Origin of the sequence: Sinorhizobium kostiense, from assembly GCF_017874595.1 — a bacterium.
Taxonomy (GTDB): Bacteria; Pseudomonadota; Alphaproteobacteria; order Rhizobiales; family Rhizobiaceae; genus Sinorhizobium; species Sinorhizobium kostiense.
This window is the reverse complement of the sequence record NZ_JAGILA010000008.1, coordinates 278,010-300,551: the sequence shown is the minus strand read 5'-3', so window position 1 is coordinate 300,551 and position 22,542 is coordinate 278,010. Positions and strand designations below refer to the sequence as shown.

At 61.8% G+C, this 22,542-nt stretch carries 17 protein-coding genes; 5 read left to right on the top strand and 12 right to left on the bottom strand.

Annotated elements, in window-relative coordinates; genetic code table 11:
• Window positions 1-53: 53 nt before the first annotated feature.
• From J2Z31_RS24925 to J2Z31_RS24885, 9 genes are all read right to left on the bottom strand, one after another.
• The gene (locus J2Z31_RS24925) at window positions 54-2,135 is read right to left on the bottom strand and encodes a TRAP transporter permease (RefSeq protein ID WP_209605725.1); all 2,082 of its coding nucleotides are present in this window, start codon (window positions 2,133-2,135) and stop codon (window positions 54-56) included.
• Window positions 2,136-2,310: 175 nt separating this feature from the next.
• Window positions 2,311-3,318 carry a TAXI family TRAP transporter solute-binding subunit gene (locus J2Z31_RS24920; RefSeq protein ID WP_209605723.1) on the bottom strand — a complete coding sequence of 336 codons (1,008 nt, stop codon included), beginning with the start codon at window positions 3,316-3,318 and terminating at the stop codon, window positions 2,311-2,313.
• 421 nt (window positions 3,319-3,739) lie between these two features.
• The gene (gene sufA, locus J2Z31_RS24915) at window positions 3,740-4,132 is read right to left on the bottom strand and encodes a Fe-S cluster assembly scaffold SufA (protein ID WP_209605721.1); all 393 of its coding nucleotides are present in this window, start codon (window positions 4,130-4,132) and stop codon (window positions 3,740-3,742) included.
• A gap of 99 nt (window positions 4,133-4,231) precedes the next feature.
• Window positions 4,232-4,612, bottom strand: coding sequence for an SUF system Fe-S cluster assembly protein (locus tag J2Z31_RS24910; protein WP_209605720.1), 381 nt, complete (start codon window positions 4,610-4,612; stop codon window positions 4,232-4,234).
• 11 nt (window positions 4,613-4,623) lie between these two features.
• On the bottom strand, window positions 4,624-5,865 hold the full coding sequence (locus J2Z31_RS24905; protein ID WP_209605718.1) for a cysteine desulfurase: 1,242 nt from the start codon (window positions 5,863-5,865) through the stop codon (window positions 4,624-4,626).
• 12 nt (window positions 5,866-5,877) lie between these two features.
• Window positions 5,878-7,155 carry a Fe-S cluster assembly protein SufD gene (sufD, locus tag J2Z31_RS24900; RefSeq protein ID WP_209605716.1) on the bottom strand — a complete coding sequence of 426 codons (1,278 nt, stop codon included), beginning with the start codon at window positions 7,153-7,155 and terminating at the stop codon, window positions 5,878-5,880.
• A 22-nt stretch (window positions 7,156-7,177) separates the two neighbouring features.
• On the bottom strand, window positions 7,178-7,933 hold the full coding sequence (sufC, locus tag J2Z31_RS24895) for a Fe-S cluster assembly ATPase SufC (RefSeq protein WP_209605714.1): 756 nt from the start codon (window positions 7,931-7,933) through the stop codon (window positions 7,178-7,180).
• Window positions 7,934-8,012: 79 nt separating this feature from the next.
• A complete protein-coding gene (sufB, locus tag J2Z31_RS24890) occupies window positions 8,013-9,482 on the bottom strand; it encodes a Fe-S cluster assembly protein SufB (protein ID WP_209605713.1) in 1,470 nt (489 codons plus the stop codon).
• Window positions 9,483-9,633: 151 nt separating this feature from the next.
• Window positions 9,634-10,800: a cysteine desulfurase family protein gene (locus tag J2Z31_RS24885; RefSeq protein ID WP_209605710.1), complete on the bottom strand. Its 1,167-nt coding sequence runs from the start codon at window positions 10,798-10,800 to the stop codon at window positions 9,634-9,636.
• 224 nt (window positions 10,801-11,024) lie between these two features.
• On the opposite strand from J2Z31_RS24885, the gene J2Z31_RS24880 reads away from it, so the two are divergent.
• Window positions 11,025-11,702: an alpha/beta hydrolase gene (locus tag J2Z31_RS24880; RefSeq protein ID WP_209605708.1), complete on the top strand. Its 678-nt coding sequence runs from the start codon at window positions 11,025-11,027 to the stop codon at window positions 11,700-11,702.
• An 83-nt stretch (window positions 11,703-11,785) separates the two neighbouring features.
• On the opposite strand, the gene J2Z31_RS24875 is transcribed toward J2Z31_RS24880, so the two are convergent.
• A complete protein-coding gene (locus J2Z31_RS24875) occupies window positions 11,786-12,985 on the bottom strand; it encodes a GGDEF domain-containing protein (RefSeq protein WP_209605706.1) in 1,200 nt (399 codons plus the stop codon).
• Window positions 12,986-13,111: 126 nt separating this feature from the next.
• A complete protein-coding gene (locus J2Z31_RS24870) occupies window positions 13,112-14,263 on the bottom strand; it encodes an anhydro-N-acetylmuramic acid kinase (RefSeq protein ID WP_209605704.1) in 1,152 nt (383 codons plus the stop codon).
• A 156-nt stretch (window positions 14,264-14,419) separates the two neighbouring features.
• Here J2Z31_RS24870 and tyrS point away from each other — a divergent pair, with 156 nt between their 5' ends.
• Window positions 14,420-15,673 (top strand): tyrosine--tRNA ligase, encoded by a 1,254-nt coding sequence (gene tyrS, locus J2Z31_RS24865; RefSeq protein WP_209605701.1) that lies wholly within the window; start codon window positions 14,420-14,422, stop codon window positions 15,671-15,673.
• A gap of 180 nt (window positions 15,674-15,853) precedes the next feature.
• Here the strand turns inward: tyrS and J2Z31_RS24860 are convergent, their stop codons facing one another.
• Window positions 15,854-19,240: a YhdP family protein gene (locus tag J2Z31_RS24860; RefSeq protein WP_209605699.1), complete on the bottom strand. Its 3,387-nt coding sequence runs from the start codon at window positions 19,238-19,240 to the stop codon at window positions 15,854-15,856.
• A 387-nt stretch (window positions 19,241-19,627) separates the two neighbouring features.
• Here J2Z31_RS24860 and bcp point away from each other — a divergent pair, with 387 nt between their 5' ends.
• The 3 genes from bcp (at window position 19,628) to J2Z31_RS24845 (ending at window position 22,359) form a co-directional block, all read left to right on the top strand.
• On the top strand, window positions 19,628-20,104 hold the full coding sequence (gene bcp, locus J2Z31_RS24855; RefSeq protein WP_209605697.1) for a thioredoxin-dependent thiol peroxidase: 477 nt from the start codon (window positions 19,628-19,630) through the stop codon (window positions 20,102-20,104).
• 9 nt (window positions 20,105-20,113) lie between these two features.
• A complete protein-coding gene (locus J2Z31_RS24850) occupies window positions 20,114-20,941 on the top strand; it encodes a ferritin-like domain-containing protein (RefSeq protein ID WP_209605695.1) in 828 nt (275 codons plus the stop codon).
• Window positions 20,942-21,003: 62 nt separating this feature from the next.
• Window positions 21,004-22,359 (top strand): M23 family metallopeptidase, encoded by a 1,356-nt coding sequence (locus tag J2Z31_RS24845; RefSeq protein ID WP_408022058.1) that lies wholly within the window; start codon window positions 21,004-21,006, stop codon window positions 22,357-22,359.
• The last annotated feature ends 183 nt before the right edge of the window (window positions 22,360-22,542 follow it).

Below are 22,542 nucleotides of genomic sequence, written 5' to 3'. Positions count from 1 at the left end.
CCTACCACCACCAAGCAAGACCAAACCAGGCGAGAGCCGACCTCATGAAAGCTCTAATCCGGTCGAGCTAAAACGCGCGGCATCAACATCTGCCGCACGACCACGACGCCTAACAGCACGAGGCCGATGATCGTGGCAAGCAGATCGGGTGCGATAAGATTGAGTGCGGCAACCATAAGCAGCAACCGCTCGGCCGGATAGAGCGGGCCGTGCAGCCAATTTGTGATCGCGGCCGACAGGGCTAGTATACCGAGCATCGCGCCGCCGGCTGCCAAAACGAAGGCTGGAACGGTGAACTGCGGCGTGACGATCAGCAGTGCGGGTGAGAACACGAAGACGAAGGGTACCAGCGCCTTGCCCATGCTCAGGCGGAAGGCGGTGTTTCCGGCCCGAAAGGCATTTGCTCCCGCGATGCCGGAGGCAGCATAGGCAGCTAGCGCCACCGGCGGGGTCACGTCCGCAAGTACCCCGTAGTAGAAGACGAAGAAATGCGCGACGAGCGGTTCCACTCCCAGCAAGCCAAGAATCGGCGCGGCCACCGCCACCATGATGATGTAGTTGGCAGTGGTCGGGATGCCGCAACCCATCAGCACGCAGACGACCGCCGTGATCATCAGGGTGAAAAGCAATGTGATCGTCTGCACGCCCATCAGTTCAAACGGCAGGATCGACAGCAAGCCGTATACGGACGCCGCCCAGCCGCTGGCAAGGCTGGTGACCATGAAGGCGATTTTGAAGCCCACGCCGGTCAGCGTCACTATGCCGATAATAATGCCGACAAGCGCTGCAGCCGCCGTGACGGACAATGACTGCTTCGCCCCGAGGACAAAGCCCTCCCATACACCTAACGCGGCGTCACGCAATCCCTCCCAAACACCATGCGCACGCACCGACTGAATGACGAGGACGAAGAGACAGGCTACGATAGCCCAGAACGCAGACAGGAACGGCGTCCGTCCGCTCATCAGCATCAGGACAAGAAGAATTAGCGGCAGGATCGACAGCCATCCCTCGCGGATCACCTTGAGGGCGTTCGGGAGTTCCTCCTTCGTAAGGCCGCGCAGGCCGAGGCGCTTCGCCTCCAAATGCACCTGCAGCAACACGCCGAAGAAATGCATGAAGGCGGGCACGATCGCGGCCAGAAGAATCGTGGTCAGCGGCAGGCCGAGGTATTCGATCATCAGGAAGGCCACCGCCCCCATGACGGGCGGCGTGATCTGGCCGCCGGTCGAAGAGGCCGCCTCCACCGCCGCCGCGAAATGTCGCGGATAACCGACGCGGATCATCGCCGGTATCGTCAGCGCGCCGGTTGTCACCGTGTTCGCGATGGAGGAGCCGGAGATCGAGCCGAGCAGCGCCGAAGACACCACCGATACCTTCGCGGGCCCTCCCGCGAAGCGCCCGGTCAGCGCTGTTGCCACGTCGATGAACAATTGGCCCAGCCCGATCCGCGTCGCCATTACGCCGAACAGCACGAAATGGAAGACATAAGTGGCGATCACTCCGAGCGCGGTGCCGTAGATCCCCTGCGAGGTCAGGTAGAGGTGGTTGACGATATCCGACCAGTTCGCCCCCGGATGCACGAGTATGCCCGGCATTGACTGGCCGAAGTAGGCATAGCCCATGAACAGAATTGCAATCACCGGCAGTGGCCATCCCATCGAGCGGCGCACCGCCTCCAGCAGGCACAGAATAAGCACGCTTCCCATTGCCAAATCGAGCGGCAGCGGATTGCCGACGCGGAAGGCAAGCTGATCGTAGATCCACGGCACATACAGCGATGTGACCGCCGCTGAGATGGCCAGCAGCCAGTCGGCCAGCGGCAGGCCGAGGGGGGCAAGCGGTCCCGGTTTCGCGTCACGCCTCCCGAAGGCCGAAAAACTGAGAAAGACGAGCGACAGCGTCACCGCCATATGCAGCCCGCGATGGATGGTCGATCGCGGGATTCCGAATCCGGCCGTGTAGAAATGATAGCAGGACAGCAGGAACAGCACGACCCCCGACAGGATTGTCAGGGCCTGCCCGAGATTGCGGAACCGCAGTTCCGGATCGAACTTCTCCTCAAGTGCTTGCAGCTCTTCAGCTGTCAGCGATTTTGTCCCTGCCTTGCTTTCGTTGTGATCTGGCGCGCTCATCGTACCCCTTGTCGGTCACCGGTGGAGCGGACCGCCCTACTGCATGTCTTTGAATCGACCTTGATTTAAAGGACAAAGACATGCAGCGATTTGAAAGTGCCACAGCGACATTCGGGCGTCTGATAAAACGCGCGACGCTGCAGGTGGTCCCGCTCCCGCTGGTCAATCCTTGCGTTTACTTCAGCGCCCCGATCTCCTTGTAGTACTTCTCTGCGCCGGGATGGAACGGAATGCCGACGCCCGCCGTCGCGTTCTCGGCCCGTATGAGCTTGCCCTTGGCATGGCCCGCATCGAACATCTTACGGGTATTGTCGTTCCAGAGCGCCTTGGTGATGTTGTAGATCAGCTCTTCCGGCTGGTCCGCGCTGGTCACCCATTGCGCACCGACCGAGAGCGTCTGCACATCGGTCGCCTGTCCCTCATAGGTACCCGCCGGGACGGTATCCGTCGCAAAAAAGCTGTACTGCGCCCGGATCTTGTCTGCTCCCTCGCCGACGATCGGGATGAGCTTCACCTTATGCTGGCTTGCCAGTTCGGCAATCGCACCGGCCGGATAGCCACCTACGAAGAAGAAGGCATCCATCGCACCATCGCGCATTCGGTCAGCCGCTTGGTCCGGCTTGAGGAATTCCGGCGTGATGTCGGCTTCGCTCAGGCCGAACGCTTCCAGCACGATGCGTGCGTCAACCAGCGTGCCAGAACCCGGCTCGTCGAGCGAGACGCGCTTCCCTTTCAGATCGGCCACACTTTCGATACCGGCGTCGGCTCTGGCCACCAGGTGCAGGCTCTCGGGATAGAGATTCGCGATCATGCGCAGCTTGTCGGCAGGGGGCTGGCCTTCCCAAAGACCTGTGCCGGTCTGCGCCCAAGTGGCCACGTCGGCCTGTGAGAATCCGCTTTCCAGCGAACCGCCCATGATCGCATTGATATTGCCAACGGATCCATTGGAGGCCACCGCCGTCGCGACCAGACCCGGCACTCCGCAGGATCCACCCTCTTCGCACGGACGCGAGCCGGGTGGATTGGAAATGGCATTCGCAATAAGCCCGCCGATCGGATAATAGGTGCCGGCGGTTCCGCCGGTGCCTATGCGGAAGAAGGCCATTTCTTGAGCTGTAGTCGCCCCCGCCGCCAGTCCTATTGCAAGCGCAAGGCCGGTCAGCAATTTGAAACGATTGGACATCACTTACTCCTCTGGTGGTATGCTTTCCAACTCTGCCCGAAAAGCGGGCAGAGGGAAACTCCACGGCCGCCCTTCCCGATGAGCCGATGTCCAGACGCCCGCTTCGGCGGTACGGGCCTGCGCTGGAGGAGCCTCTTAAATGGCAGCGGCACTACGGCACGTCTCATTAAATCGGCGTCGATTTAACGCCAAGGACGCAGCGATCCAAATTGCTACAGCGACCTTTGCGCGCCTGATAAGACGCGCGGCGCCTCAGAGGAATTTGCAGTCAGGTGGAATCATTTGTCGTTGCACAAATGCCGCAAAAACAAACAGATCGAGGGTGACGTGAGCGCACCCCGCTCCACAGGGCCACGCGTCTGAATTGATCACGTTCATGATTTTAAGTCGATCCGACCTGAAATCATCGTGTCTAGCGTCGTCAGTTCGCGCGAACCACCGGGTTGCCCTCAGCCGCGAGTGCGGCGAGGTCGGCCGGCTTCAGTTCGACCGACTCGCCACAGCCGCATGCGGACGTCTGGTTCGGGTTCTTGAACGTGAAACCCGAGCGCAGAGAGGTGACCTCAAAATCCATTTGGGTGCCAAGCAGGTACAAAACCGCCTCCGGTGCCACCCACACCTTGGCGCCCTGGTGTTCCACGAGGTCGTCCTTGCCATTGGGCTCGGTGACGAGATCGACGGCATATTCCATGCCGGCGCAACCGCCCTTCTTGATGCTCACGCGAATGCCCTTCGCATCGCCGCCGGCATTCTCGATGATCGAGCGCACGCGGCCGGCAGCGGCATCGGTCAGGCTCATTACGGCAAAGCCCATCGGCTTCATCTCCTTCATATCGCCGGGGTAAAGGCCCGACGCTTTCCAGAATCTAATGTAATGCCCGCATGTTAACGGATCAATATGAGGTGCGTGCGCTCAGTACCAACCGAGCGCCACCTGGGCCTCTTCCGACATACGGTCGGGCGTCCACGGCGGGTCGAAGGTCATGGTGACTTCGACGCCCGATACGCCCTCGACTGCACCGACGGCGTTTTCGACCCAGCCCGGCATCTCGCCAGCGACCGGGCAGCCGGGTGCCGTCAGGGTCATCTCGACCCTCACCATCCGGTCGTCCTCGATGTCGATCTTGTAGATAAGACCGAGTTCGAAGATGTCGGCCGGGATTTCCGGATCATAAACGGTTTTCAGCGCGGCGATGATGTCGTCGCTAAGGCGCGCCAGCTCCTCGGCGGGAATGGCCGAATGCACGATGCCTTCGCGGACATCGACCTTCTCGTGCGTTTCATCGAGACTCATGCCGGCCTCCTCTAAGCGAAAAACTTGCGCGCATGTTCCAACGCGTCCGCCAGCGCGTCGACCTCGGCCCTGGTATTGTAGAGTCCGAACGACGCACGGCATGTGGAGGTGACGCCGAAGCGTTTCAAGAGCGGCTGCGCACAATGGGTGCCGGCGCGGACGGCGACGCCGGCGCGGTCGATGACCATCGACACATCGTGGGAGTGAATGCCGGCGATTTCGAAGGAGAAGATACTGCCCTTTCCGGGCGCATCGCCGAAAACCCGCAGCGAATTGATCGACGACAGGCGCTCGCGCGCGTAGGCGGTCAGGTCCGCCTCATGCGCGCGGATCGCGTCGCGGCCGAGCTTCTCCATATAATCCAGCGCATAGCCGAGCCCGATTGCCTGAACGATCGGCGGCGTACCGGCCTCGAAGCGGTGCGGCGGATCGTTATAGGTAACGTAATCCTCGGTAACCTCCTCGATCATCTCGCCGCCGCCCTGGAAGGGCCGCATCTCCTTCAGCCGTTCCATCTTGCCATAGAGCACGCCGATACCGGACGGACCGTAGAGCTTGTGACCGGTCATCACGTACCAGTCGCAATCGATGTCCTGGACGTCGACGGGCATGTGGACCGCGCCCTGGCTGCCGTCGACAAGAACGGGAATGCCGCGCTCGCGGGCGATGCGGCAGATCTCCTTGACCGGCACGACCGTACCCAGTGCATTCGACATGTGCGTGATGGCGATGAGCTTGGTGCGCTCGGTCAGGCACTCGACGAAGTCATCGATGCGGAATGCGCCGTCGTCGTCGATCGGCGCCCAGACGAGCTTCGCGCCTTGCCTTTCACGGATGAAATGCCACGGAACGATATTCGAGTGGTGCTCCATGATCGAAAGCACGATCTCGTCGCCTTCCCCGATCTTCGGCATGCCGTAGCCATGAGCGACCGTATTGATCGCCTCGGTCGAGGATTTGGTGAAGATGATGTTGTCGGCCGAAGGCGCGTTTAGGAACCGACGAACCTTTTCGCGCGCCCCCTCATAGGCTTCCGTCGCAGCATTCGACAGGAAGTGCAGGCCGCGATGGACATTTGCATATTCATGCGAATAGGCATGGGCGACTGCGTCGATGACGACCTGCGGTTTCTGCGCCGACGCGCCGTTGTCGAGATAAACAAGCGGCTTGCCATAGACCGTCGTCGAAAGGATGGGGAAATCCTTCCTGACCGTTTCGACGTCATAAGCTGGCACCGGCGCAGCATGTTCCATGTATTTGTCCAATCAGGCGTGTTTTTCGAGCCAGGCCGAGATCACGCCCTCGAGCGCCTCGACCAGCGCCTCGTCGTCTTCCAGCTCCTCGACGATCTCGGCGACGAAGGCGTTGACGAGCATCGCGCGCGCCTTCTTCTCGGGAATACCGCGGGAAAGCAGGTAGAAGAGCTGCGTGTGATCGATGTCGGCAACGGTTGCACCGTGGCCGCACTGAACGTCGTCCGCGAAGATCTCGAGCTCCGGCTTGGCGGAAAGATCGGCGTCGTCGGACAACAGCAGCGTGTTGCAGGCCATCTTCGCGTCTGTCTTCTGGGCATCCTTGGCCACCAGGATCTTGCCCTGGAACACGCCCTTTGCCCGATCGAACACGACGTTGCGGATGATTTCGCTCGAGGTCGTGTGCGGCACGTCATGGCTGAGCGTAAAGGTCACGTCCGTATGGCTGTCGCCGCCGAGCAGGTTTATGCCACGCAGCGTCAGGTCGGCACCCTCACCGCTTGCCTTGCCGTGAAGCTCCTGGCGCACCAGTTTGCCGCCGGCATTGATCACGAAGAGGTGCAACTTGGCGTCCTTGCCGAGATCGAAACGGATCTGGCCGAGATGGGTATCGGCCGGGCCCTGCTGCTGCAGGATGATCCAGATCACGTCGGCGCCTTCCGCAAGCGTCACGTCGCTGACGGACGAAACGAAGCTCGGCTCCGCACTCGTCGAAAGATGCCGCTCGATCATGGTTGCCTTGGCACCGGCCCCGAAGGAAACGGGGAAGCGCGTATGCGCCTGACCGTGGCTCTGCACAACCTGGATTTCTACCGGGGCCTTCAGTTCGGCACCCTCGGCAACGGCAATCTCCAGACCGCCACGCACCAGGCCACCATTGATCCGGCCGATCGCATCGTCCGCGCCGAGCACGGCGAGGCCGGCGGCCGCCGACCCGTCAAGGAGGCTCTCGGAATAGGAACGCGCGGTGACGCCTTCGGGAAGTGTCTTCAGATCCGCCTGGCCGTTGCGGACAGAAAGCACCGAAGCGCCCGGAACGATCGCCTCGACCCGCTCGGAGAAGGCGGTCGAATCGGCCGCGGGCACCGAGCGCAGCAGCGTGCGCAGGTCGGTATAGTGCCAGGCTTCGACCCGCCGCGTCGGCAGGCCGGCCGTCCTCAATTCATGGACAAGCGTATCGCGAAGCGACAGCACGGCCCCGTCCCCCGGCAGATCGCCGATCTGCGCGGTGTAGGCGTCGACGAGCGCCGATTCGGCTGCCGTCATCTTGATGGCCTGTTGCATATTCATTCGAACACTCCTTCAACAGGCCTCAGGCCGCAGCCCCGATGATGTCCGCATAGCCATTGGCTTCGAGTTCGTGCGCCAGCGTCTTGTCGCCCGACTTGACCACCTGGCCCCTGTAGAGGACATGGACGGTGTCCGGGACGATGTAGTCGAGCAGGCGCTGATAGTGCGTAATCACGACGACGGCACGGTCCGGCGAGCGCAACGCGTTGACGCCGTCGGCGACGACCTTGAGCGCGTCGATATCGAGGCCGGAGTCGGTTTCGTCGAGAACGCAAAGCTTCGGCTCGAGCAGCGCCATCTGCAGGATCTCGGCGCGCTTCTTCTCACCGCCGGAGAAGCCGACATTCAGCGGCCGGCGCAGCATTTCCGGCGCGATCTTGAGCTCGGCGGCGGCTTCCTTGACGCGGCGCATGAATTCCGGCGTCGACAGCTCGTCTTCGCCGCGATACTTGCGCTGCTCGTTCATTGCCACCTTCAGGAACTGCATGGTCGCCACACCCGGGATTTCCACCGGATATTGGAACGCGAGGAAGAGGCCCTTTGCCGCGCGCTCGGCGGCGTCGAGTTCGAGGATGCTCTCGCCGTTGTAAAGGATGTCGCCCTCGGTCACTTCATAGTCTTCGCGGCCGGAGAGGACATAGGACAGCGTCGACTTGCCCGAGCCGTTCGGCCCCATGATGGCGGCGACCTCGCCGGCCTTCACGGTCAGGTTCAGGCCGCGGATGATTTCGGTGCCGTCTTCGGCGATGCGTGCATGCAGGTTCTTGATTTCGAGCATTGTTCGTCCTCTTGGGAAACGACGTAATCTGTTCTCGCGCGCAATGTCCTGCGCGCCGGTTCGGGTAATCTGCGCAGGCTTAACCCACGGAGCCTTCCAGCGAGATGCCGATCAGCTTCTGCGCCTCGACGGCGAATTCCATCGGCAGTTCCTGGATCACTTCCTTGACGAAGCCGTTGACGATCAGCGCGATCGCCGCCTCTTCCGGGATACCGCGCTGCAGGCAGTAGAACAGCTGGTCCTCGGAAATCTTCGACGTCGTCGCCTCATGCTCGAACTGCGCCGTCGAGTTCTTCGCCTCGATATAGGGCACCGTATGGGCGCCGCACTTGTCGCCGATCAGGAGCGAATCGCACTGGGTGAAGTTGCGGGCGTTCTCCGCCTTGCGGTGGGCCGAGACCTGACCACGATACGTGTTGTCCGAGAAACCGGCGGCAATGCCCTTGGAGATGATGCGGCTCGACGTGTTCTTGCCGAGGTGAATCATCTTGGTGCCGGAGTCGACCTGCTGGTGGCCGTTGGAAACGGCGATCGAGTAGAACTCGCCGCGCGAACCGTCGCCACGCAGGATGCAGGACGGGTATTTCCAGGTGATCGCCGAGCCGGTCTCGACCTGCGTCCAGGAGATCTTCGAATTCTTGCCGCGGCAATCGCCACGCTTGGTGACGAAGTTATAGATACCGCCCTTGCCTTCCTTGTCGCCCGGATACCAGTTCTGCACCGTCGAATACTTGATCTCGGCGTCGTCGAGCGCGATCAGTTCGACGACTGCGGCATGAAGCTGGTTCTCGTCGCGCTGCGGCGCCGTGCAGCCCTCGAGATAGGAGACATAGGCGCCTTCGTCGGCGATGATCAGCGTGCGCTCGAACTGGCCGGTGTTCTTCTCGTTGATGCGGAAGTAGGTCGAGAGTTCCATCGGGCAGCGGACGCCCTTCGGCACATAGACGAAGGACCCGTCGGTGAAGACGGCGGAATTCAACGTCGCATAGAAGTTGTCCGACTGCGGTACGACCGTTCCGAGATATTTCCGCACCAGATCCGGATGCTCCCGGATCGCTTCGGAGATCGACATGAAGATCACGCCGGCCTTCTTCAGCTCCTCCTTGAAGGTGGTGACGACCGATACGGAATCGAAAACCGCATCGACGGCGATCTTGGATTTCTCGACGCCGGCAAGGATTTCCTGCTCCCTGAGCGGAATGCCGAGCTTCTCATAGACCTTGAGCAGCTCCGGATCGACTTCGTCCAGCGATTTCGGCCCTGTCGTGCCCTTGGGCGCGGCGTAATAGTGGATCTCGTTGAAGTCGATCTTGGGGTAGCGCACACGCGCCCAGCTCGGCTCTTCCATGGTCAGCCACCGACGATAGGCCTCGAAGCGCCATTCGAGCATCCATTCCGGCTCGTTCTTCTTGCTGGATATGAGACGGATGATATCCTCGGAAAGGCCCTTCGGGGCCTTGTCCATCTCGATCTTCGTCTCGAAGCCATACTTGTACTGATCCACGTCGATCTGACGGACCTGATCAATGGTTTCCTGCACGGCAGGCATGTCGTTCTCCAATCTCGCCGGATCCAAGGTCCGGCAGCTTGACAACTCGATGCAATTTTGCGCACCGCTTATGTAATGGCTAAAAGGCGCTTTTCACCCCGTTTGCCAAGCGGAAAATTGCTTTTCCGCAATTTCATCCAGTCCTTACGCGTCAAGCCGCTTCACCGGCCCCGCGGCGGCGCGCCGCCACTTTCGCGAAGACATGAGCGCAACGCTCGATCTCCGCTTGCGTCGTCGTCACGCCGATCGAAATCCGCAACGCGCCCTGGCGATGATCATAGCGCATGGCCGTCAGCACATGACTCTGTCCTACCCTGCCGGAAGAGCATGCGGAACCTGCCGAGAGCGCCACGCCTTCCAGATCGAAGGCGATCTGACCCGTCTCCGCCTTCAGCCCCGGAAGCGTAAAGAAGGTCGTATTGGCGATCCGCGCAACGTCTGCACCATGGATCACCACGTCGGGAGCCGTTAACCGCATTTCCGCCTCGAGCCGATCGCGCAATGCGGCAATCGCGTTCATGCGGCCCTCGATATCGCTGGAGGCCGCTCTGGCAGCGGCGGCAAAACCTGCGAGCGCCGGCGCGTTCTCCGTTCCGGAGCGGTGGCCTTTCTCCTGGCCGCCGCCGCGAACAAGCGGCGCGGGCATCATGATCTCACCGCGGACCAGCAAGGCGCCCGCACCCTTGGGCCCGCCGATCTTGTGTGACGAGATGATGAGGAAATCGGCACCGAGCGCTCCGAACGACAACGGCACGCGGCCCGCGGCTTGCACCGCGTCGACGACCAGCAAACCGCCATGCGCCCGCACGATCGCGGCGACCTCGGCAACCGGCTGGACAATGCCCGTCTCATTGTTGGCGAGCATCACTGCCACCATCGGCAGCCCGGACGGGCGATCATGCGCCGAAAGCGACCTCTCCAGCGCGACACAGTCGATGACGCCCGCCTTCGTCACCGGCACTTCGATGACGTCCTCGCGCTGAAACCGTCCGCCCTCGCGCACGGCCGGATGCTCGATAGCCGAGACATAGAGTTTACCGATCCTGAGCGGCGTGCGCCCCATGCGGAAATCCGGGGTCAGCACCATGTTGGCTGCTTCGGTGGCGCCGCTGGTAAAGACGACGGAGGATGGTTCTGCGCCGCAAAGCGCCGCCACATCGCGGCGGGCGTTTTCGACAAGGGCACGGACTGCCCGCCCCTCGCGATGAACGGATGAAGGATTGCCGGTCAGATCGAGCGCTGACAGAAAGGCATCGCGCGCTTCGGCGAGAAGCGGCGCCGTCGCGTTCCAGTCCATGTAAATGCGCTCTTTCGACATGGTTTCCTTCGTCAAGACCAGCCGTTCAGTCCACACAGTCGATGTCGCTGCATTTTTCTTGAATTTTCCGCGTCGCTTGCCTTATGAGACGAGACACATGGCGGAACACACGCACCGAAGTTTTGAACGGTTCTAAAGTAGGTTCTAGAAAAGCTGACTTGTTTCGTCAAGACAGATCGGCGCCAAGAACCATAATTTGAGCCAGAAACATCCCCGGAGAGCCAATGCCCGAAATCATCTTCAACGGACCGGCTGGTCGCCTCGAGGGCCGTTATCAGCCTTCGAAGCAGAAGAGCGCGCCGATTGCGATCATCCTTCATCCGCACCCGCAATTCGGCGGCACGATGAACAACCAGATCGTCTATCAGCTCTTTTACATGTTCCAGAAGCGCGGTTTCACGACCCTGCGCTTCAATTTCCGCGGTATAGGCCGCAGCCAGGGTGAGTTCGACCATGGCGCCGGCGAGCTTTCCGATGCAGCCTCCGCTCTCGACTGGGTCCAGAGCCTGCACCCCGATTCGAAGAGCTGCTGGGTTGCCGGCTATTCCTTCGGTGCCTGGATCGGCATGCAATTGCTGATGCGCCGGCCGGAGATCGAAGGCTTCATGGCTGTCGCGCCGCAGCCGAACATCTACGACTTCTCGTTCCTGGCGCCCTGCCCGTCTTCCGGCCTGATCATCAACGGCGACGCCGACAAGGTCGCGCCGGAGAAAGATGTGAACGGCCTCGTCGACAAGCTGAAGGCGCAAAAAGGCATTCTCATCACTCACAAGACGGTTCCAGGCGCCAACCACTTCTTCAACGGCCAGATCGAACATCTGATGGCCGAATGCGAAGACTATCTCGACCGGCGGCTTAACGGCGAACTGGTGCCGGAACCTGCTGCCAAGCGCATCCGCTGACCTGCGGCTTATGCTTCCATGCAAAGAGCGACCCGGAATCGATTTCCGGGTCGTTTTGTATCTGCCGCCAGATTCGCCAGAGATCAGGAGTTCCCGGCACGTTGCGATCCGGCGGATGCGACGATGCGCACGGGCGGCTCGGCGATTTCCACCCGGTTCCGTCCGCCTGCCTTGGCGGCATAAAGCGCCTTGTCCGCCCGTTGGATGGCCGCTTCCAACGGCTCGTCGGCATTGACGGCAGCAACGCCGAAACTTGCGGTCACCCTGGCAGTTTCCGGAAGAGCGTCGATGCGCTTCGAGGCCAGCGCCGCTCTCAACCCGTTTGCGAGCACCCGCGCGTCGGCGAGGCCCACGCGCGGAAGAAACAAGGCGAATTCCTCACCGCCAAGGCGCCCCGGCACGGCCTTGCTCGGCATCAGATCGAGGAGCACTCGGGAGAATTGCCGTATCACTTCGTCGCCTGCATGGTGGCCATAGGTGTCGTTGACGAGCTTGAAGCGGTCGAGATCGGTCAGGATCAGCGCACCGGGTCCATCGTCGCCAGCCGCTGGCAACAAAGGCCCCACGCGGTCCAGGAAACCCCGTCGATTGCAGAGGCCGGAGAGCGCGTCGAGTTCCGAGCTGGCGCGGGCCTCGTCGATGATCTCCTTGACCATGACCCCCAGCATCGCCACGCCGGTCGAGACGATCAGCATGGCACCCAGGGCTTGAGAGATCAGCGCGAAAGGGCTTGCAAGATAATCCGCCGCGGTTGTCCCCGATCCGGCGGTGATCGCGGCGTATACCTTCACCAGGTAATAAAGTGCAGTCAGGACCAGCAGCAAGAAGAGAATCCGGTCCGCAGGGGACCTCCGCTCAGATCGGATGATCGTCGATGCGGACCACGCTTGGACGAGACAGAACGGAAGTTGGTAGAAAAAGGCGTGCTGCAGCGTTCCACGCGGCAGGTCGTAGATCATCAGATCCAAGACCACCGAACCGGCGAAAAAGACCGCCATATGCGAATGCTTCGCCGATACGCCGTAGAACAACCCCAATGCGAGTCGAATCAGGATGAAGCCGGCAAGCACGCTTGCAAAGGCTCCCACCGCAAATAGCTTCGGTACGACCGAGAACGGCAGCACGGTTTCGAAGACGGCCGAAAGCGATGCCACGGCAAAGCCGGCGGCGCACCAGATCGCCGGCAGCCTCGTCCGGCTCTTCGCCGCCACGACGAGGAAGGCCACGACGAAGACCTGGGCGATGATGAAATTCACCGCCAGAAGGGAAATCGCACCACCCATCGACAGAATCCGAAAACCCTTCGCCGCAGATCAATCGAGCTGCGAATGCAGTTGCATGATGGGACACAGATTAGCCATCGCACACGAAGAATTCATTAAGCCGGAAACCCGCGCAGCACTCTCATGTCAAACCTCAGCATGACCTGTGCCGGTCGGTTTTGCCGCTCTTCGTCCTCCGCTGACCGGCCGGCTGACGCCCGTCGTCCCGGGATAGGTCAAGGGCAATCCGCGGAGCGACCGCACGGCCAGATAGGCCCAGGCCTCCGCCTCCATCGAATCGCCGTCGAGCTCAAGCGCCTCTGCCGCAAAGACGCGGCTGCCTGCTTTCTCGGCGAGCCCCGCCAAATCCCGCATGATGACCGGATTGAGTCGGCCGCCGCCGCAAATGATGTAGGTTGCGGGGATCGCCGGCAGATGGGCGGCGGAGCGGACGATCGCTGCCGCGGTGACATAGGCAAGCGTGCGAGCTCCGTCCTCGAGACTGGCTTCACTGCCCGCGGGCGGCACGAAATCGTTGCGATCGAGCGAACGGCGCTTTGCCGCCGAGAAGAAGGGGTGGGAGAGATAGCGATCGGCAAGCTCCGGCAGAACGGACCCCTCGCTCGCGACCATTCCGCCCTGATCGAAGGGGATGCCAGCATGGGCTTCCACCCACTGATCGATCAGCGTGTTACCCGGGCCGCTGTCATAGGCGACGATCTCGCCCTCGCCGATGAAAGTGAGATTGGAAATGCCGCCTATATTGACGAAGGCGATCGGCGCCTTCAAGCCTTGGCGTTCGGACAAGCCGCGCGCCAGCACAGCGTGATAGGCGGGAATGAGTGGCGCGCCTTGACCACCATGGATCATGTCGTTGGCCCGCATGTCGTAGACCACATCGATCCGCGTTTCCCGAGCCAGCATTTCACCCTCACCGATCTGCACCGTCAGGCCCTCGGCGGGCCGATGCAGAACTGTCTGGCCGTGGAAACCGATAACATCAACATCTTCAGCTAAAATATTGTTTTCATGAAGGAACGTCTTGACCGAGTCGGCATGCCGCAACGTCAGGTCCCGTTCGAGTTCCGCGAGGGTTCCGGGCCGCTCCTGCCTGTCCCTTATCGTCCTCGCCTCATCGAGTCCCCGCTTCAGCCTTTGCCGGAAAGCCGGGTCATAAGCATAACCGGTGGCAGGACCGCGCCCGACCACGGTGTCGCCGTCGGTCTCGATGAGCGCGACGTCGATTCCGTCCATGCTCGTGCCGCTCATCAGGCCGATCGCCTTTAACACCCTGCTCAACGAATTTCCTCCATGCGACACGCGGATGAGACGGCGGTGTCTCCGCCCAATGCTCCGTTCATAGCAAAAGCTGCCCCAAGCAAAAACGTGCACTTTCGACAAAACAGTGATAAAGGCCCCGCCGAAAAGGTCCAAACAAGCCGAAAGAGACAGCTTATGTCCGTGTTCAAGTCCGATTTCCTGCACACCCTCAGCGAGCGCGGTTTCATCCATCAGATATCCGATGAAACCGGCCTCGATGACCTGCTGCGCAAGGAAACCGTGACCGCGTATATCGGATATGATCCAACGGCATCGAGCCTCCACGTCGGTCACCTGACGCAGATCATGCTTCTGCACTGGTTTCAGGCGACCGGCCATCGGCCCATTTCGCTGATGGGAGGCGGAACCGGCATGGTGGGCGATCCGTCCTTCAAGGACGAGGCGCGGCAGTTGATGACGGTCGACACGATCGAAAACAACATCGCCTCGATCAAGCGTGTCTTTGCCAACTACCTCGACTATGACAACGGCCCCAACGGCGCCTTGATGATCAACAATGCCGAGTGGCTCCGCCCGCTGAACTATCTCGAATTCCTGCGCGATGTCGGCCGGCATTTCTCGGTCAACCGCATGCTTTCCTTCGACAGCGTGAAGACGAGGCTCGAACGGGAGCACTCGCTGTCGTTCCTCGAGTTCAACTACATGATCCTGCAGGCATACGATTTCGTCGAGCTGAACAAGCGCTATGACTGCCGGCTTCAGATGGGCGGTTCGGACCAGTGGGGCAATATCGTCAACGGCATCGACCTCGGCCACCGAATGGGCACGCCGCAGCTCTATGCCCTCACCTCCCCGCTGCTGACTACCGCCTCCGGAGCGAAGATGGGCAAGTCCGCCTCCGGCGCCGTATGGCTGAACTCGGAACTGCTTTCTGTCTACGATTTCTGGCAGTACTGGCGAAACACCGAGGATGCCGATGTCATTCGCTTCATGAAACTTTTCACCATCTTGCCAATGACAGAGATCAATCGTCTTGCCGCGTTGGGTGGATCGGAGGTCAACGAGGCGAAGAAGATCCTTGCCACCGAAGTAACCGCAATTCTGCATGGCCGCGATGCTGCTGAAAATGCCGCCGAAACGGCGCGCAAGACCTTCGAGGAGGGTGCGCTTGCCGAGAACCTGCCGTCGGTCGAGGTTCCCGCCCCGGAACTGGAAGCCGGCCTGGGCCTGCTGACGCTCATCGTGCGCGCCGGCCTGGCAGGCACGAATGGCGAGGCCCGGCGGCATGTGCAGGGCGGCGCAGTTCGGATCAACGATCAGCAGATCAGCGACGAGCGTCGGGTCATCGGAAGCGGCGATGTCACTGCCGACGGCGTCGTCAAGCTCTCGCTCGGCAAGAAGAAGCATATGCTGGTGCGGCCGATCTGATCCGCCGCACCACGATAAAGTCTCATAGTGCCGCGCCCGGAATGCTGGAATGACAGGGAGACAGTCACGGTGCGTCCGCACCGTGACTATCTCCTTCGACTGCGGGCACGGGAATGACGACGGAGTGCTGCCGGCGCAAAGACCTCGGGCAAATCAAGTCATTCCGCGAAGCGACCGGCTTCACTGAAACTCAAAAATGTTGCGGAAGACGCCCGGCGCGATGATCGACAGCGGATTGATTATCAGGTTCGGCTGGTTGAATGGTCCCGTCAGTTTGAAGGTGATACCGAGCAATCCGCGATCGCGGCCGTTTCCAAGCAGGCCCCCGATCAGCGGCAGTTCCCCGAATATGCGGTTGAGGCCATAGGCGGGCATGAAGGTTCCCGTCATGTCCATGCGACCGTTGGCGTCTCGAATCGTGCCCTGGAAAGTCGCCCCGACGTCGACGCCGCGCAGGACACCGTTGGCAACGCCGATCACGCCCCGATCCAGGAAGAGCTGCGCGAAGCCACGTTCGAAGCGGGCGGTGCTGACGTCTATATCCCGCCGCACCGCCTGATTGAGGCTGCGGCCGTCCTGGCCCGCCGGTGACGAGACCATCGACTTCAGCTTCTGTTCTCCGACCAGCGCGAACTTCCTGACATCGACGCTGCCACGCCAGGATCTCGCACCGCGGTCCCGCAGTCGCAGGTTCAGCAGACCTCCCCGCATGTTGCGGTAGATATCGGTGAAGCGCGCGAGAGCGCCGGCGTCGCTGGTCGCCAGTTCGAGCGTATTGTCCGGCCCTGCCTTCACCATCCTGGCAACCACCGCCTGGCCGCTCACGGTTACGGCCGTGAGGTCGATGTCGTCCATCTGCTCGCCGCGCGTCGAATAGGCGAAATTCACATTGGAGAGGACTTCGCCGTTGAAGCCGAGGACGCGGTCGAGCTTCGCATTGACCTTCACGTCGGCTTTCTTGGCGGAACCGGATTCGCCCTTCGCCCGCGCGAGCGGCAACCGGATGTCCGCCGAGCTTCCGGTCAGCGCGACGGTGTAACCGCGCTTGGCGCGATCGACGGTGACGGCAAAGTCATCGCCATTTGCAAGACGCACGCCGTTCAGGCGCGCCGAAGCGAGGCCATTATCATCGACGCGGAGATCGCCGGTCGCGCCGAATCCGTCGCCGGCAATATTGAAATCGCTTATCTCCGTTATGCCGTCATTGGCGCTGACGGTGAATTCGGCATTTGCCGCTATGCCGGCGCCCTTACGCCAGCCGATCCAGGGCAGCGACAGCGTTGCCCGGCCGAGGTCCGCTTTGACCGACTGGCTTCCGTCCTCGGCAAGCGAAGCCTCGATGCCGACGGGACCACTGACGATGCCGGACAAGGACGGCGCGATCTTGCGTCGTGCTGCATCGTCGAGCGTCCCGGAGATCTGCCGCTTCCTCGTCACCTTCGCCGCCGAGTCGACCGGCTCTGTCAGCGCAATCTGCATCTTCGCGCCATCGATCGTGGCGTTCGCAGCGAGAACGGCTTCGGTATTGTCTATCCTCATCGTGCCCGAGAGATCGGAGATCGCGCGCCCCGCCACCGGCCGGTTGATCGTGACGTCCTCCAGCCGCATCTCCGCCTGCCACAGGGGCCGCGGCGGATTTTGATCGGAAATCAGCCCGAACCGCGCGCCGACCAGCGCCGTCATCGGACCGGTGAAGTCGTCCGGTACGAAAGGCGTTTTCTGCAGCGCCTGGATCGGCCTATAGGCGACGAGTTCGGCAATGGCATCGGCCTCTCCGCCGACCTCGATCTTCATCTCCGCCATCAGCGGTTTGCCGTAGACGTCCGGTATGACAAATTCGCCTCCGTCGAGAGCCACCGAACGCCCGGACGGAAAAAAAGCCACCCCTTTGCCAACCGCGACCGACATCCGCTCGCCGCTCAGTCGGAAGCGCCCGGACGTGTCGCGCAGCGGCGGAATCTCGCCAGCGATGTTGATGCGCGTGTCGTCTATGGCGAAGTTGATGTTGAGCTCATTCTCGGTGAGGCGCAGATTGCCACCGCTCTCGGCAATGCGCCCCGCGGGGAGCGAAACCTCTATGCGGGCGTCCGTAATGGTTCCGCCGAAGAGATTGCCGATTGCCCACCGCCGGGCGCCCTTGGCGACCCACCAGGGCCACAATTGCTTGACGGCGGTCGCATGCATCCTGTCGCTCAAGGCTACGAAACTGATCTGCGGCGAGGTGTTGCCGAAGGCGACCGAAAGCGAGCCGGCCATCGATCCGAGTGGGCTCGACATCATCAGCCGGTCGAAGATCAGCCGATGGCTATCGGCCTCGAACCGCCCATTCACCTTGGCGTCGAAGGCAAGCGGGTGGTCCTCCATGTCTCCCGGTGCGGATCTGGCATCCCTCAACAGGAGATCGACGGCAAAGCCCTTCTTGCCGGGACCCGACGTCTTGTCGAGATCGATCAGGGCGCCGGTGAAAGGGAAGGTCGACTGTCCGATCCTGACCATCGATGGCAGGATCTCCACCGAGGCGCGCTCGAAATCATAGGTAACGTTCAACTCGGACGGATTGAGCGCCGAAACGAGGCCGCCGGCGTGGAAGCCACCCTCGGAGGTCTTGACGCCCACCGTGAGCGTTGGCTTCTCCCCTTCCGCGGCGCGCGTCGCCTTCAGGTGGACGTCGGCCGCCGTGTCGATTCCGAAGGGCTCCTCGTTCGCGAACCTTCCATGATAGAGGAAGGGAGTGAGCGGCACATCGTCCAGCACCGCTTCGATAGCGGCGACGCGCCTTCCCGCGCCCGATGCCGTTGCTGTGAGACGCGCTTCGCGGCCATCCAGATCCACCACGCCGTCGACGCGAATGGTATCGTCCGCCGCCCGGCTGAAGGCCAGTGTCCTGATCGCGATCGGTACCGTTCGGCCACGCGAGCCGGTTACCTGCAGGCTGAAATCGGACAGCTGAACGGCCTGTGTCGCGCTGCTCGCCGTCAAGCGGGACATGGCGTCGACATGCGCAAATAGCGTTTCCAGCGCCGCTCCTACGTCGGCGATGCGAACCGCCGTCAGGTCGAGCGGCTCGCCACGGGGCAATAAGCCGGTATCGAGTTCTCCCCCCTCTGCCTCGAGCCTCGTCACCGCAATTCGGCCCGCCAACAGCGCCAGCGGGTCGAGCGCAATCGAAACGGCCGCGAGCCTGACGGCTGGCCGACGCGACGCGCTCTCGTTGAGGGTCACGCCGCGCGCTTTCAATGCAAGCGCCCCCCGACCCGTCACGCGAACGACCGTGCTTTCGACATTGGCGCTGTAATTACCGCCAAGTGCCGCGTTGAGCGCGGTACGCGCGCGGGCATTCAGAGGGGCATCGACGAGGCCGCTTTCGACGACGGCTATGAGCGACGCCAGGATGACAAAGACGACGAGCGAAACGCAAAGGATAATCTTGCCGCAAAGACGCAGAGCTCCACCGGGCGCCGGCGTATGCACGACGACCGGATCACTGGCCTGCGCAGAAGGCAGCGTGTGAAGCGCGAGGATGTCTTGCCTGCGAAAGCGAATCCTTTCACCGCGGATTTCGCTCATCGCCGCAGGCGTCCTCCAGATGATTGCTGCATTCCATTCTTCCTGTCACGCACGCTTCCAAGCGCGCGCCGGGTGGAGTTCCTACTCTTGTAAACCATGAGTCGCCGACCCGAGCCACAACGCGTCTCTTCGCATGTTGTGGAAAGCGCGACGACAACCCTCCCGCCCTTGCTCCCGACAAAACATGATCATGGCTGATAGCCACAAAAAGGTCATCGAGCAGCTGTCAAAAATCCGTCACAAGTCCCGGCGGGCCTGCGACGGCCATCGACAGCTCTGCGGCGCGGAAAAATACTGCATGATTTTTTCCTTGGACCGGTTCCGATTTATGGCTTCATGCAGTAGCTGGGAAATGTCCAGAAAACTTGGCTTAAGAAAGGCTTAATCATGGCACGATTGCGGCCCGGCGACACCGCTCCGGATTTCGAGCTCCCACGTGACGGCGGCGGCTCGATTTCGCTCTCGGACCTCAGCGGCAAGCCGGTGGTCCTCTTCTTCTATCCCAAGGACGACACAAAGGGCTGCACCGAGGAGGCAATCTCCTTCTCCGCGCTTGCGGACGAGTTCGCAGCAGCAAAAATAGCGTTGGTCGGCATCTCGCCCGATTCGGTCAAAAGCCATGACCGTTTCGCGAAGAAGCATTCCCTCGCCGTCGCCCTTGCTGCCGACGAAGAAAAAACGGTCGTCGAGGCCTACGGCGTCTGGGTCGAAAAGAGCATGTACGGCCGCAAATACATGGGGGTCGAGCGCACGACCTTCCTCATCGACCCGGAGGGGCGGATCAACCGCATCTGGGAAAAAGTCAAAGTGGCCGGCCATGCGGACGAGGTTCTTGCCGCCGCGAAGGCGCTTGCCACCGACTGAGGCGACCAGATGTCGACGCTTCCGCAGTTCCACAGCCTGCGCGGCGCCGCCGTCGAAGCGATCCGGGCGGCGGACCTCGCCATCAAGACCGAACTCGCGCAGGAGGCCGCGCGACGCTGGCAGGCGCGAACGCTTTCATTGCGCTCGCCGCTCGATCGCGCGGTTTCGGAGCGCCCCGGACGCCCCGAAAAGCCCATCCTGAAACCGCCGACGCAGGTCAAGCGGCGCTCGCTCGGCTCACTGAAGGGGCGCATTGCCCTCCTCCACGCGATCGCTCATATCGAACTGAACGCGGTCGATCTGGCCCTCGACATCGTCGCCCGATTCGCGACGGAGCCCGTGCCGCACTCCTTCTTCGACGGCTGGATGCAGGTCGCCTTCGAGGAAGCGAAGCATTTTCGTATGGTGCGGCAGAGGCTGAACGATCTCGGCGCGGACTACGGCGATCTTCCGGCGCACGACGGCCTCTGGCAGGCTGCCCATGATACGCGCAACGACCTGACGGCCCGGCTTGCGGTCGTGCCACTCATTCTGGAAGCGCGCGGCCTCGACGTCACCCCGGCACTGCAGGCGAAAATGCGGGAAACCGGCGATCACGAGAGCGCGGCCGTTCTCGATGTCATCTACGAGGACGAGAAGGGCCATGTCGCCGTCGGAGCGAAATGGTTCCGTTTTCTTTGCGCGCGGCAGAGGAAGGATCCAGCCGCGACATTTCAGGCACTCGTGCGGGCGAATTTCCGTGGGCCGCTCAAGGCCCCCTTCAATGATGTCGCCCGCGCCGAATCCGGTTTGACGCCCTCCTTCTACCGCTCGATGACGGCCTCGACGAATATCTGACGAAGCGGCCTGCTCAACCGTTTGTTAACCCTAATGAAGTGTAGTCGATCGCGGGTAACGCGATTGGATTCGCATCTGGCAGGGGTGACGGGGTGACGTTTCGTCCGGCAAAAGGCGGCTTCGGAAGGCGTGCACAAAGTCACGTCCTGATACTCGCAAGTGGCGACAAGGTCAGGCACATGACGATCCGCCCCTGGATGTTGGCTGTGGCCAGCTCCTTTGTCGGTCTCTTCAGCATCGGCTATCTGCTGGCCACCACCTATCTCGTGCTGCGCGACGATCTGATCGGCGGCACGATTGCCCGTCAGGCGCGCATGCAGCATGAATATGAAGACCGGATCATGGCGCTTCGGGCACAAGTGGATCGTGTGACGAGCCGGCAGCTCCTGGACCAGCAGATCGTGGAGGAGAAGGTCGAGAAGCTCCTGCAACAGCAGTTCGAACTTTCCTCACGCAGCGGCCGGTTCGAGACATTGACCGAAAGCGCGGCCGCCCCGCTGAACGGGGAGGCTGCCCCCTCACCCGCAATTCAGCCCCTAGCCTACGAAAGTCATGCCGAATCGCGCGGGGTCAAGGCGATCGAAGACGTCATGGGCGCCGCGGAAGGGAACCCCGGCGCAACGCTCGAGCCGACCGCACCCGTCTATCGAGACCCCGCCGCGAGCGAAGAAGGTAAGAGCGTGTCCGCTCGTGCAGACCGGATATTCTCCCAGGTGACGCTGTCGTTGAAAGGGGTCGAGCGCGAGCAGTTGCACTATGTGCGACAGATGACAAGCGGTGCGCTCAGAACGTCCGAGGCCATCCGGACGATCATCGAGCGAACGGGCTTCGTTCTGCCCGAGCCGCAGACGGCCGAGGCTGACGCTATACATTCAGGCGGGCGAACGGCAATCGGTGGTCCTTTCGTCGAGCCGCAAAACGAAGACGCGTTCGAACAGTCACTGGCGGCGCTCGACAGCGCTCTTGTCGAACTCGAACGGACCCGTGCCGCGGCGCGAACGCTCCCCCTGGCGAGCCCGGCTCCGGCAACCAATATCACAAGCAATTTCGGCAACCGGGTGGATCCGTTTCTTGGCCGGCTGGCGCTCCATGCGGGAATTGATTTCCGCGCCGAAACCGGCACGCGCATCCGTTCGACGGCGGCGGGAACGGTGACGGCCGCCGGTCCGGCGGGCGGATATGGCAACATGGTCGAAATCGATCATGGTCATGGGGTATCAACTCGATATGCGCATCTCGCGGTTGTGCGGGTCAGCGCCGGCGAGCGCGTGGAAGCGGATCAGGTGATCGCCAAATCCGGCAGTACAGGCCGCTCAACCGGTCCTCACCTGCACTACGAGGTGCGCCTCAACGGCGAAGCTGTCGACCCGATGCGGTTCCTGCGGGCGGGGGTCAAGCTTGCGCACTATATGCACTGAAGCCCGGAATTACTGATGGCGTGAGCGTCTGACGATTCCGATGCTGCGTGGGAGATTTGCGGTCCATTGACCGTACCTTCTAACAACGTGCTGGATTTCTTGACTTTCAGCGCCCTTCGGCTTAAGAGCGGCGCACGCGGTGGTATATCTCCCCATGCACCGATCCATGTTCTATTGAACGAA